The sequence below is a fragment of the Sphingorhabdus sp. YGSMI21 genome, assembly GCF_002776575.1.
Taxonomy (GTDB): Bacteria; Pseudomonadota; Alphaproteobacteria; order Sphingomonadales; family Sphingomonadaceae; genus Parasphingorhabdus.
Genome location: NZ_CP022548.1, coordinates 3,399,601 through 3,412,278 on the forward strand (window position 1 = coordinate 3,399,601; position 12,678 = coordinate 3,412,278).

Sequence of the window (12,678 nt, forward strand, 5' to 3'; positions counted from 1 at the left end):
GGCGCGATTTGGCCCTTGATTGACACGCAAGCGGAGTTGTTTTTATATATTGAGCTCCAGCCCTGAAATTTTCGCTCGATGATCGGCTTGGGAGTTCGGTTTTTGGCCTTATCATCAAGTTCATATGAAGACGCCAGGGCGCTGATCTCCCTTTTGTTTAGGGCGAGAAAATTTGCTCGCTCGATGGGCGTCACCAGCGCGAGCTATCGCCTGGTCCCTGCTTATCATTCGCAACTGGACAAGGGCGCCCAGCTCTTCCACTTCGGCTTTCGTGACACATGGGTGTCCCTATATGATGACGACTATGACTTCCGGAAGCATGACCCGATCGCCGACTATGTCATACGCACGGGAAAGGCGATGACGTGGCAGCAGGCGATTGAAGAGCAGGATCTTACGCCACAACAGTCCGCATTTGTCGCATCGATGAAGGACAATGGGCTGATCCACGGCTGGGCCGCCCCCTTTTACGGCCCGAAGGGCCGCGAAGCCTATGTGACCTATTCATTCGGTCGCGAAATAACCGCCGGCGATGCACAATTGCTTCGGACGTTAACCGTGAAAACGGATATTTTTCACAATGAGATGGTCCATCTGGCCGACGGCGGCGAGGATCGTATCCCCAGCCTTTCAAACCGGGAACACGAGGTTCTGTTGTGGATTGCTCGCGGCAAGTCCAATTCCGATATAGCGACAATTCTCGATATCTCGGGCAGCTCTGTCGACACCTATGTGCGCCGCGTTTTCGACAAGCTGAACGTGAACCACAGGATTGCCGCAATACTGAAAGGATTGCATCTTGGGCTGGTACGCCTCTGACGCACCCCGTTCCTGCTATTTCTTGAAACCGCGCTGGACGGCGTCCATCGGCTCCGATGTGACCGGATAGCCAATGCCTTCCGGTATGCACAGATGGACTTCCTCGCCCCGTTTTTCGATATTGGGAGAGACCATCACCGACGGGTGGTCCTTCACATGGGCGACCGCCTCGTCAAACGAACCGAATTGCGCCAGCCGCTCCAGATTGCGCTTGGTCGGGAAGATGATCTTCACCTCGCCCGCTTCGGCGCGGTCGAGCACGGACTGGGCATTGCTCCAGAACAGATTGTAATTTTCGGTTTCATCGACCGTGGCCTCCGCCTGGTGATCGTCATGCGAGATCATGTAGAATCTTGTGTCGAACACGCGCTTTTCGGCAAAGGGCGGGCACCAGCGCGAGAAAGGTATCAGCTTTTCCAGCTCCAGCTGCCAGTCGAACTGGTTGCAGATCTCGGCCAGTACCGTGCCCGCATGCAGGGCGTCGCGGGCTTCCAGTACGCGCTTGGGATCGAGATTCCCCTCGACCGCAACCGCGATGCCGGTCTCCTCGATCGATTCCCGGACCGCCGCGATGCGGGCGCCATATTCATCAAAATCCGTGTGGCCGAGCGCTTTGGCAAATTCAAAATCTGCATCGTCGATCCGGCCGCCGGGGAAGACCGCGGCGCCTGCAGCAAAGACCATCTTCGCCGAACGTTCGACCATCAAAAGATCGGGGGCCTTTTGCCCCGGCTGATCGCGGAAGATGACCAGCGTGGAAGCGGGAATGGGCTTGGGCATGGGCTTGCCGGTAATGGCATCCATGGCGGGTGCCTGAGTGTCGGTCTCTGGTTTGTTCATCCGTTCATATGAACAGCAAGCGACTGCTTTGCCAAGTCTTTTGATTTTTGCCGGACCGCTACGAACCGATTTGCCAAAAGCCGGCCGACGTGGCAAAATCGGCAAATGGGAATAGTCGAGCTATTGGGATTGGCCGGTAGCGTCAGCCTGATATCGGGCTGGCGGCTGTATCTGACGGTGTTCGTGACCGGCCTCGCCATGCGCCTGCAATGGATCAGCCTGCCGGAAAATCTGCAGATGCTCGATGCCCTCGCCAACCCCTGGGTACTGGCAATCAGCGCGCTCGGCGCTGTGGCCGAATTTTTCGCCGACAAGATTCTCTGGCTCGATTCGATCTGGGACACCATCCATACCGCGATCCGGCCACTGGGCGGCGCGCTGCTCGCGCTGGCCGTTGTCGATGCCGGCGATCCGGTTTGGCAGGTTGTGGTGTTTTTGCTGGGCGGCGGCGCTGCCCTGATGAGCCACAGTGCGAAATCCGGCGCCCGCGCCCTCGTCAACACCAGTCCGGAACCGGTCAGCAACGCGGTCGTCTCCACCGGCGAGGACATCGCAACCGGCGGTCTGCTCTTCCTCGCCTTTGCCAACCCCGTCGCGGCGCTGGTCATCGCCGCAGTGATGCTGATCCTGTGCCTGATCCTGGTCTACAAGGGCTTCAGGCTCTGGCGAAAAATGGTGTCGAACGGCAGCTAGCCTTCTTCCCAGCCTCTTTCGCCATTAGCGCGAGGATGAATGTCCGCCAATCTCCGGTGCAGCGTCGGCTGCTTTGCGACGCAGGGTTCGCGTGAAGAATACAAAGACACCGCTGATGCTGAAAAAGATCAGCGCCAGTCCGGTCAGGACAACCAATATCGGACCGACAACGGGTCCAAAAATATAGCCACCATGGATCGACAACATCGATCCGCCAATGCCTTCGCTCGCCGATTCTGCAAAAATCTGCTTCGTCGCCATCATCCCTTCGCATGACGGATGCACCCAGACGATCGTATCGCCCATCAGCCGGTTGACGTCGCCATCAGCACGCAGATAGATCATATAGGGGGTGCCTGGAAAAGCAGACAGGGTCGTGGCCTCAGTTCCCGGAAAACGCTGCTGCGCCTGATGCACCGCACGCCCCAGGCTAACGCTGCCCTCGCATTGTTCCGCCCATTGGCCGCCGGTCGGCCCGGCTTCCATCGGATTGGACAAAAGCGGACCGAACCATTCCGGTTTGGACGTGGCTGTGCCGGTCAAAGCGAAAAACACCACAAGCACTGCCGTCCAGACGGCCAGCCAGCCATGCAGCTGAAACAGCTTGTCGCGCCATCGGCCGCGCAAAACCGGTTTGCGCATCTTTTTCAGCGCCGAACCCTTTTTCGGCCACCAGAGCCATATCCCGGTGATCGTGAAGCCGACGAGGGAGAGGCCCAATATCGAGACAAAAACCACGCCCCAATCGCCCATCAACAATTCAAAATGAAAATCGATCATGTCGTGGCTAAACGCATCGCCCAGCAAGAAAGAGCCCTTGCCCTCGCCTGTCCAGGGATCCACGCTAACCATCAACGGATTGAGCGGATCACCGCCCTCTTCGATACCAAAGACCAACGTGGTCGACACTGTAGGAATCCGGCTATGGGGCATCAGCACCCCGCCGACCATGAACGTTTCACCCTGATAGTCCCGCGCTGCGGCAAGCATCTCGTCAATTTCAATATAGGCGGAGCCGGTGGCAGGCGCTTCTGCCTCCAGAACATCACCATATTGGGCGATAAACATCTCGCTCATAAACGCCAGACTGACGCCGGAACCCGCGACGAGCACGAGGAACAGCGCCAGAACAGCGCCGATCCAGCCATGTGTCAGGCGGAAAAATCGACGCGCGCTCATCAGAAGGTCATTTCCAGACCGATGCCATATTCACGCGGATCGCCGAGCGAGGCATTGCCGGCCCGGAACTGCCAGACCTTATAATGCTCATTGGTGGCGTTGCGCAGATAGACAAAGGGGCTGACCGATCCAAAATTATAGGCGGCCTTGGCATCAATCAATGTTACACCGTCAATCTCGAAGGCCGGATTGTTCGCGTCATCGCTATAATAGCTCGAATTGTGACGCAGCCCCAGATCCAGCGTCAAAGGCTCGATCGGATTGAGGTGCACACCCAGCGCCACATTAAACTGCGGAGCGCGCTGAAATTCCTTGCCCAGCATCGGATCGGCCGGAAGCAATGTTTCCGTAATCTTGGATTCTTGCAAGCCCATGGACGCGCGGAACTGAACCGCCGGACTAGCTTTCCAGACCGCTTCCAATTCCAGTCCATAGCTCTCCGCCGATGGTGCGTTGGCAAATTCGGTATATTCCACGATCGTACCATTGGCTGCGGCTGCGGTCGAAATCAGCGGCCGCTGGGCATTGGTGAAATCGGTGTAGAAGAAGTTGCCGGTTAACAGCAGATCACCGTCGGCCAAGCTGGCCCGCGAGAACAGCTCATAGGACCATAGAGTCTCTGCGCCAAATTCATCAATGTCACCGGTCACGAAAGAAATCGTAGTGCCGCCCGGGTTAAAGCCTTTTCGTGCGGTCACGCCGATGACAACATCCTCGTTAATGTCATAAGCAAGTTCCGCCTTGGGCAGAAACGCGTCGAATGTTTTATCATAATCGAGAGATACCGGCCCCAGCGCACCTTCCCTGTCCTGATTGTCCTGCTGCCAGCGGGCACCTACAGTCAGATGCAGGGCTGGTGTCAGGTCAAGCGTAGCTTCACCGAAGATACCGAAGCTGCGCTGGCTGTCGACAAAATCGCCAAAACCGAGAAAAGCCGAAAGATCGCTGATTTCATCCTGATCGGCCGCAAAATAGGAGATGCCGAACAACCCGCTCAGCTTTCCGTCCGTTGGCGCAAAGCGCAGCAGTCCCTCGATCGAATATTCATCCGCCTCGACGAACGAGTTACCGGCGCCCGGGGGCGAGAAACGCTCGCTTGTCGAGTCGGCATAGGTGCCGGTGACACTTGCCTGCCACGCATCGGAGAAAGAATAGTTCGCCTCAAACACCAGGGAATCCACCTTGGTTTCCCAATGCGCCCCGTTTTGTACAGCCTGAAAACGATCTTCGATCGGGTCGTCAGCGGTTTCGCTCTGCGGATTATTGGCATTGAGATGCGCGTAGGTGAGCAACAATTCCAGATCCGGAATGGCCGTCGGGGTGAACAGCAATTTCGCGCGGACATTGATAAAATCGTCATCTTCGCGATTCACACCGACAAAAATATCGGGATCAGCATAGTTCATCCAGCTATCATGTTCGCGCCGGTCGACCGATATCCGGGCGGCCAGCTGATCCTCGACCAGCGGGCCGGAGAGCGCGAGAGATGTCTGGACCGTATCATAATTGCCGACGATCGCGCGGGCGGCGCCCTCAAATTCGAAGGTCGGATCCTTGGTTTCGACAAAAATCGCACCGGCGATCGCGTTACGGCCCTGGGTAGTGGTCTGTGGCCCGCGGAAAACTTCGATGCGCTCGACGTCCCAGATCGGTCCAAGACCATAGATAAATTCATTATAGTTCAGCGCACGACCGTCGAGCCGCAGCGTCGCGCGGGGGCGTGTACCACCCAGAAACGCATTGGCACCGATCAACACGCCTGTCGTGTCCTGACCGCGAATGGTTACCCCGAGATCGCCAGAACCGCGCTGCACATTGGCCACAATGTCAAGAATCTGCTCTATCCGGTCGGAGCCCGCCTGCTCGGCAAGACGCGCGGAATCGAAAACCGCAACACTGGAAGCCGTATCGAGAAGCGAGCGTTCGATCCGTTCGCCTGTGACGGTGATTAGTGCTTCATCATTGGAAGCCTGCTCTTCCGCCAGCGCCGGGCTGGATAAAGCCAAGGCGCTGCCACCGGCAAGATACAGCGCTGTCAAAGCGCGGCGCGATACAAAATTCTTCATGATGCCCCCTTATGCGAATCGTTCGCAACTACTAGGCGGCCGAGGCAAGAAGTCAATGCGAATGATTATCAATATTAATAACGACTGACACCAGTTCACAATCGGGGATAGAGCCGCTGTCAAAGCGCCACCCACCCGCCAAACAGCCGGGCAAACGACAACACTGCTTCATGAGATGTTTATAAGGGAAGACGGCAACGCCGGCGTGCAAGATGTTTGGGTCATACATGCCGCCGGCGGGGATTGCCAAAATATAAAATGGTCGGGGAGACAGGATTTGAACCTGCGACCCCCTGTACCCAAAACAGGTGCGCTACCAGGCTGCGCCACTCCCCGACGCGCGCTTCCCCTAGGCGGTGCTTTTACGAAAAGCAAAGGGTTTTTACGCTTCTTTTTGCCGTTGCTCTGAAGCGGAACGATTCACGGCTTTGGAAAAAAATATGGTGGGCCCGGAGGGACTCGAACCCCCGACCTAGCCGTTATGAGCGGCCAGCTCTAACCAACTGAGCTACAGGCCCGTATGAGCAGCTTTTCCAGGCAGATCTCAATGGGATGGTGCGATAGCGGAAGCTGTGATGATTTGGCAAGACCGATCATCGCAATTCGTGCGATTGGCGGTCAGGCGACCCTATTCGCCGGAAGCGGCTTTCACCAGTTCGCCGGTATCGACGGGTTTCACCCCTCTGGCCTCGAGATGGGCGATCACCTCCCGCCACCAGCCGTAGAAACCGTCCAGGTCCTCCTGTGTCCGCACATAAGGCGTATGGCCGGGCGACAACGAGGGAGAGTGGAAGGAGAAAACCAGCAGCCGCAAATCATCGTCCAGCGCGACGTCTATGGCTTCCTTGGTCTCGCGGGCGGAAATGCCCTCGGGCGTCAGGGGGATGCGTTCCAGCATCTTGCTGCGGGAGCAGACGGCATTGACCAGCGGATATTTCTCCATGAACCCCGCAACCACGCCCGCCTGCTTGCGCAACAGCCCGGAATAGACGGTGGTGAGCGGCACTTCGAGAAGCTTGTCGTCGCCCTCGGTCCACCAGAAAGGCTCCGGCCCGACCGCCAGAAAATCCGGACCGCCCTGCCCGCTATAATCGAATCGCGGCCGGATACTGCTGTCCAGGACAAAGCCGTGCTTGACCAGCAACCCGGTCGTGTGCGGCCCGATACCATAGCGTCCGGCGCGAAAAATTACCGGTGTGATGCCGATTCTGTCACGGATCGCGTCGCGCAAGGTGACCAGCTTCTGCTCCTCCAGCTCCTTCGGCAGATTGCCGGCAAAGCTGTTATGAACGTTCACTTGTTCTTCAAAGGGCGGATTGATCCAGGGATGCAGATGCACGCCTATTTCCGCGCTTTTCTTTTCGGCCACGGTCCGGAGAAACGCCACTGCCCGGTCGTCCTGAACGATCGCATAGTCGATAAAATAGACCGGCTTGAAACCCAGGGATTCGGAAAATTGCTGAAAGGCCTGCAATTCGGGAACCGACACGGTCGTATGGCCTTCGCGCTGGAACGGACCGTCCCAGTCAAATTCCTCTTCCGTATCCACAGAGACAAGAAAGCGCCGTCCGAAATTTTCGGGCCAGACGACATGGCTGTCCTGTCGCCGGATTTTCATCGGATGATGACCCTGTGCCGAAATGTCCATCTCCTCGCTGTTGCCCGCATTCTCGCGAAAACAAAGCCATAAACAGACAGTCTATTCTGATTCCGTTTCCCGAATTTTGATTTTGCTAGTCGTCGCTGCCGGAAGGGTCAAGGCAATGTTATCCGCGTTTATGGTCAGCGAACCGCCGGCCGACTGCGCGAGATTCCGCACCAGACGCAGCGAGAATCCCAGGCCCAAAAGCGAGGATTCACCGGCATCCCCATCAATCCCCTGGGATGGATCGAGCAAAATACTTTCGGCAACATCCTTGATCCGCGACGGTCGCGACAAGGTGAACTGGTTGGTCGGCTGCACGCCAATCCGGGTCCGCAATTCGCCCTTCAGCGTTTCCCCGTTCTCGCAGGAAATGATCGCGGCCGACAGCAACCGGGCAAATATCCGTTCCACCGATTCGCCATCGAGCGCGAAGGGGCGAACCGGCTCGGCCTTGCTGATATTGAGTTCGACCACCTTGCTCTGCGTCAGTCCCTGCAGACGCTGCGTCATCCGCTCGAACAGCCAGTCGGCCTTGGTGGTGCCGCTGGATTCGGGCAATTGGCCGGAATCGACCTTCACCGCGATATCGAGATCTTCAAAACCGGCCAGCAGCCGCCGCGCCTCATCCATGATATTGCGGGCCAGCGACCGATATTCATAGGATGCCGGGCCGAACAGCTGCTGCTCGATGATCTCGCTGAACCCGATCACCGCATTCAGCGGAGTGCGCAGTTCGTGGATCAGTTGCTGGAGCTGTTCGCGGCGTTCGACGTCAATGCCGCCATGGCCCGCGTCCTCGGCCATATTGGGTCGCCGCATGATTCCGCGATAGCCCTCGAAACGACCGGTCTCCTCGCTGAAACAGGGGATCGCGCTCATCCGCCAGTCGCCGGTGACAATAGCCGCCCCGCAAAGCCGCATCCGGGCATTTTCCATCGGCATGCGCTGGCGAAAAGCCGCCGCGCCGTAAGCGTCGGGCCCCGGCCCTTCATCGAAAGCCGGCTGGGCAATGGTTACCCCGACGATGGCGCCCATCGGCGGTCCTTCGGTCCAGTTGATCGTACCCGATTCATCGGTTTCAAAACGAATCGTCTCGAGTGATTCGGCAAAAAAGCCCTTGCTGCCGCTGTCGCTGACCGGCGCGCGCGGCATTTCGGCCGGGCGGTTCTTCTGATAGTCGGCGATTTTTTCGACCAGCGCGCTGATCTGCGATTCCGCCAGTTTTTCGGCGGCATCGGCTGACGGTTCGGCCGATGATTCCTTCGCGACATCTGTGTCTGCACCATTTTCGTGCGGCAGCGCTTCCTCTTCGGCTGGCGCGACCGGCTGCTCTTCTGCAACGGCAAAGCCCTGCGCACGCAATATCTGCTGGGCACGGGGTGAAAGCCGTGGAAATGCATCTGCGCAGATTTCCGGTGACAGGTCCGCCGCGGCCATTGCCGCGTCGCAGACCGCGTCGCTGTCGGCGGTCAAATAGACGAGCAGAGGCGCCGAGCGCAAACGGCCGTTCAGCGACTGCACAGCGGTGACGCGATCCTGTTCGGAAACCCGTTCGTGCAGATCGCGCAGCCGGGTCAGGCCCGCCTGTACATCCTGATTCGCCAGTCCTGCCGGTTTTTGCGCCAGAAGATCGATCACTTGTCGCCATTGCGTAGCGGCGCCAGCGCCTTCCGGCAGGCTCCCCTTGAGCACGGTGGTCAGGCGGTCATCGAAGCGCAATATCAGATCCCGAAAATAGGTGGTCTATCCAATTGTTAACTGGGTGATAACCCTTTCGAGCGGCAACGGGAAGGGATGAAAATTTCGCGTCACAATGTGGGACATGGGAGAAAGCGTTGCTTGGACTGCTTATTATATTATAACGATCAAATGATTCGCGAACGGATATTACATCTCTATGGCTGATACGAACCTGGACGAAATTGACCTGAAAATCCTGCAACGGCTGCAGGATGACGGCCGGATTACCAATGTGGAGCTTGCAAACAGCGTCGGTCTGACGGCCCCGCCGTGCCTCCGGCGCATGCGGGCACTGGAAGACGAAGGGGTGATCAACTCCTATCATGCCGCAATTGATCCTGCCAAAATGGGCTATACGATCACGGTCTTCGCGATGGTCAGCCTGAAAAGCCAGGCCGAGGCTGATTTGCAGGCGTTCGAAGAGCATGTGCAGAAGCTTCCGGAAGTCCGCGAATGCTATATGCTGAACGGCGAGATCGATTTCATATTGAAGGTGGTCGCCAAGGATCTCCAGCAATTCCAGAGCTTTCTGACCAGCCAGCTGACCGCAGCACCCAATGTCGCCAGCGTCAAGACATCGCTGACGATCCGCTCGGCCAAACATTTGCCCGGCGTTCCGATCCAGGATTGATCAGGCCGGTTCAGGCATAAAAAAGGGCGCCGCGGGCGCCCTTTTTCAAATTTTCATCTGATAGCCGACTAGCTAGCGGGTTCTACCGGGGCGGCTGGTGCAGGAGCCGCTGCCGGAGCCGCTGGCGCCATCTGCTGTCCAATCCAGGTCTGCCACATTCCAGCCAGCGGTGCACGGGCTCCCGACACCTTGCTGAAGGCCTGTTTGGCTGCGGCATAATTGCCGGCATAGGCATGGGCCGTACCGATACCCATATAGCCGCGGTTCATGTCTGCACTCGGTTTCGCGAGACCGGCTTCATAAAAGGCCACGGCCTTGTCAAAGTCCTTGTACCCCAGCCAGACATCGGCAAAATTCATCATGACCGAGCTGCTGCCGGAACCACGGACCCCGGAAGGCTGGGCTGGCAAGGATGCCTTGTCGGCGGACACTTCACGCCGCGCCGGCACCAGCAGTTCGGCGATCAACGGATGGGATGCACCCACCGTGCCATTCTGCTGGCCTTCTTCGAGAACCGAAACCACTTCACCGAACAGGTTCTTGCGCTGTGCTTCCTCGGCATATTCCTTGTAATCGTTTGAGGTTTTGAGCGCGCCGGTGGTTTTCATGAAACGCAACAGCTCCAGATTCTGGGTGCTGTCGGCCTTCAATGTGCGGCGGGTGGCCGATACGGCGTCGCCCCAGGAATCTCCGGAAGGATAAGCCGCAGCCCATTTTGCCGCCCAGGTCGCATATGTGCCCATGTCACCGGTCGCCAGCGCGCGGTCGCGAGCCAGCCGGTACCATGTTTCCGGCGCCTTGGTCTGGGATGCATTTGCATCCTTGATGATCTGGTCCCACTTGGCGAGACCTTCCGCGGGCATGTTCCGCTTGAAATAAGTCTCGGCCAGCAGCGGTTCGAAATTATTGCCGCGATAGCCGAGATCATAGGCTGCATGGAAATAATGTTCCGCCTCGCTCCAGCGCTCGTCGCCAAAGGCAAAATTACCGAGATAGAAGTTGAACGCGGGAAGCTGCTCCGCCGGCGCCATGCCGCTGGAAACCATGGCCGTCAGGCCCTTTTCCTGCAGACCCTGGTCTTTCAGTTTTACGCCGAGATTGACCGCGAACTGGCCGGCGACAAACTGGTCAAAGCCGGTCCAGGTCTGGGCCAGCACACTTTCCATCAGCGGTTTGGCGGACGCAGGGTCTTCGCCTTCCATCGCCTTCTGGACAGGAACGATCACCGCAGTGAATTCCTTGCTATTCTTGGGGCCTTTCGCCTTTTTCTTTGCGGCCTCGGCTTCCTGCGGCACAGCCGTCAGGGCCAGCGCGCTAACCGTTGCCAATGCGACGGCCATGGAAAAATGAGATAAAAAACGCATGAATATCCTCCGGATGATAATTATTTGGGAGAAACGGGTTCTCCGGAATATGGTTGCACCACACACTCTTGGCCCTATTACCAAGCTTTCTCGTCTTTTCTAGCGTTAATGCGCTGAATAGAGGTTGAACAGTCCGGGCCCGCTGCCACCGGCGACCATCCAGATAGAGTATAATGAGGTAAAATCGCGTGCTTGCAATCATATCCCCCGCCAAATCGCTGGATTTTGAATCCGCCATTCCGGCCACCCCGCCCTCCGAAAACCGCTTTCCCGACGAAACGGAAAAACTGGCCAGCGCGATCAGCAATCTGACGGTCAAGAAGCTGAAAGCCATCATGCCGGTCTCGGACAATCTGATCGCATTGAACCGCAAACGGTACAGCGCATTTTACGAGCAGCCGGAACGGCCCGCGATTTACGCCTATAATGGCGATGTCTATTCCGGCTTCGAGGCCGGCAGCCTCAGCGACGAGGCGATGACCTTTGCCCAGGACCATTTGCGAATCCTCTCCGGCCTCTACGGATTGCTGCGTCCGCTGGACCCTATCCGCCCCCACCGGCTGGAAATGGGCACCAAATGGGCCCCGCGTTACAGTAAGCTGACCGATTTCTGGAAGGACAAGATCGCAGCGGCGCTCGCCGCCGATATGGAGCAGATCGGCAGCGAGACCGTCGTCAATCTGGCGAGCAACGAATATTGGGCCTCGGTTAAACCGCATGTCGCAAAATTGCCCGGCCGGATAATCGAGGTCGATTTCCGCAAGGACGGTCCCGACGGCCCCAAGTTCATCAGCTTCGAAGCCAAGCGCGCCCGCGGCATGATGGCGCGCTATATATGCGAGAATCATCTGACCGATCCGGACGCGCTCAAGGGCTTCGACTATGACGGTTACCGCTATGACCCCGACAGCAGCACGGAAAACAGCCTTCGCTTTCTGCGGACATGAATGCAAAGACCGCCGTGGTGGTCGGCGCGTCCGGCGGGATTGGCGGCGCCGTCGCCGATACATTGGAAGCCGGCGGCGAATATGACACCGTCATCCGCCTGTCGCGATCCGGTGACGGCCCTGTCCGGCTCGACCTGACCTCAGAGGACAGCATCCGCAACGCGGCGGATTGGCTCGCGGACAAGCAGATCACCCCCTCGCTCGTTTTTGTCGCCACCGGTCTGCTTCACGAAGACGGCAAGGGACCGGAGAAAAGCCTGCGTCAGCTGGAGGCGGACTGGCTGATCAGAAATTACCAGGTCAATGCAATTGGCCCCGCGCTCGTGGCCAAATATTTCCTGCCGCTGATGGAAAGAAGCGAGGCGACACGATTCGCCGCACTCTCCGCCCGTGTGGGCAGTATCTCGGACAATCGTCTGGGTGGCTGGTACGGATATCGTGCGTCCAAGGCGGCGCTCAACATGATGATCCGCAACCTGTCCATCGAATGGTCGCGCAAGAATGACCGGGCAATAATCGTCGCGCTGCATCCGGGCACGGTGGACACGGGGCTGAGCGTCCCATTTCAGGGCAATGTTCCGCCGGAAAAACTGTTCGATTCCGCGCGTGCTGCCCGTCAGCTTCTGACCGTTCTTGAAGCGCTGAAACCCGCCGACAGCGGAAAGATTTTCGCGTGGGACGGTACGGAAATCCAACCCTGATTCGGGCAGTGTAATATTATTGTAAAACTGGCCCGAAAGGCTGGCTTTTGCCG

The 12,678-nt window shown here is 57.9% G+C and carries 11 protein-coding genes and 2 tRNA genes; 5 read left to right on the forward strand and 8 right to left on the reverse strand.

Going from position 1 to position 12,678, the window contains the following annotated elements:
* Positions 1-78: 78 nt before the first annotated feature.
* A complete protein-coding gene (locus CHN51_RS16310; protein WP_100094958.1) occupies positions 79-819 on the forward strand; it encodes a LuxR family transcriptional regulator in 741 nt (246 codons plus the stop codon).
* A 15-nt stretch (positions 820-834) separates the two neighbouring features.
* On the opposite strand, the gene CHN51_RS16315 is transcribed toward CHN51_RS16310, so the two are convergent.
* Entirely contained in the window at positions 835-1,659 is an 825-nt protein-coding gene (locus CHN51_RS16315) for an NUDIX domain-containing protein (RefSeq protein ID WP_240616779.1), read from the reverse strand.
* 105 nt (positions 1,660-1,764) lie between these two features.
* On the opposite strand from CHN51_RS16315, the gene CHN51_RS16320 reads away from it, so the two are divergent.
* Positions 1,765-2,352, forward strand: coding sequence for a DUF4126 domain-containing protein (locus CHN51_RS16320; RefSeq protein ID WP_100094959.1), 588 nt, complete (start codon positions 1,765-1,767; stop codon positions 2,350-2,352).
* A 24-nt stretch (positions 2,353-2,376) separates the two neighbouring features.
* Here CHN51_RS16320 and CHN51_RS16325 read toward each other — a convergent pair whose 3' ends face one another.
* The 6 genes from CHN51_RS16325 to CHN51_RS16350 all read right to left on the reverse strand — a co-directional run bounded on the left by CHN51_RS16325 (position 2,377) and on the right by CHN51_RS16350 (position 8,961).
* Complete coding sequence (locus CHN51_RS16325; RefSeq protein ID WP_100094960.1) at positions 2,377-3,531, reverse strand: PepSY-associated TM helix domain-containing protein; 1,155 nt, start codon at positions 3,529-3,531, stop codon at positions 2,377-2,379.
* A complete protein-coding gene (locus CHN51_RS16330) occupies positions 3,531-5,597 on the reverse strand; it encodes a TonB-dependent receptor (RefSeq protein ID WP_100094961.1) in 2,067 nt (688 codons plus the stop codon). The genes CHN51_RS16325 and CHN51_RS16330 overlap by 1 nt, the downstream gene beginning before the upstream one ends.
* Before the next feature lie 259 nt (positions 5,598-5,856).
* Positions 5,857-5,933, reverse strand: a tRNA-Pro gene (locus CHN51_RS16335).
* 105 nt (positions 5,934-6,038) lie between these two features.
* Positions 6,039-6,115 (reverse strand) — tRNA-Ile (locus CHN51_RS16340).
* A gap of 110 nt (positions 6,116-6,225) precedes the next feature.
* Complete coding sequence (locus CHN51_RS16345; RefSeq protein WP_164089252.1) at positions 6,226-7,245, reverse strand: polysaccharide deacetylase family protein; 1,020 nt, start codon at positions 7,243-7,245, stop codon at positions 6,226-6,228.
* A gap of 51 nt (positions 7,246-7,296) precedes the next feature.
* A complete protein-coding gene (locus CHN51_RS16350) occupies positions 7,297-8,961 on the reverse strand; it encodes a histidine kinase dimerization/phospho-acceptor domain-containing protein (protein ID WP_100094962.1) in 1,665 nt (554 codons plus the stop codon).
* 178 nt (positions 8,962-9,139) lie between these two features.
* On the opposite strand from CHN51_RS16350, the gene CHN51_RS16355 reads away from it, so the two are divergent.
* Positions 9,140-9,613 carry an Lrp/AsnC family transcriptional regulator gene (locus tag CHN51_RS16355; RefSeq protein WP_100094963.1) on the forward strand — a complete coding sequence of 158 codons (474 nt, stop codon included), beginning with the start codon at positions 9,140-9,142 and terminating at the stop codon, positions 9,611-9,613.
* 68 nt (positions 9,614-9,681) lie between these two features.
* On the opposite strand, the gene CHN51_RS16360 is transcribed toward CHN51_RS16355, so the two are convergent.
* The gene (locus CHN51_RS16360) at positions 9,682-10,977 is read right to left on the reverse strand and encodes a hypothetical protein (RefSeq protein ID WP_123906340.1); all 1,296 of its coding nucleotides are present in this window, start codon (positions 10,975-10,977) and stop codon (positions 9,682-9,684) included.
* A 188-nt stretch (positions 10,978-11,165) separates the two neighbouring features.
* Between CHN51_RS16360 and CHN51_RS16365 the strand changes: the two genes are divergently transcribed.
* Entirely contained in the window at positions 11,166-11,924 is a 759-nt protein-coding gene (locus CHN51_RS16365; protein ID WP_100094965.1) for a YaaA family protein, read from the forward strand.
* Positions 11,921-12,625 (forward strand): SDR family NAD(P)-dependent oxidoreductase, encoded by a 705-nt coding sequence (locus tag CHN51_RS16370; RefSeq protein WP_100094966.1) that lies wholly within the window; start codon positions 11,921-11,923, stop codon positions 12,623-12,625. The genes CHN51_RS16365 and CHN51_RS16370 overlap by 4 nt, the downstream gene beginning before the upstream one ends.
* Positions 12,626-12,678: the final 53 nt, after the last annotated feature.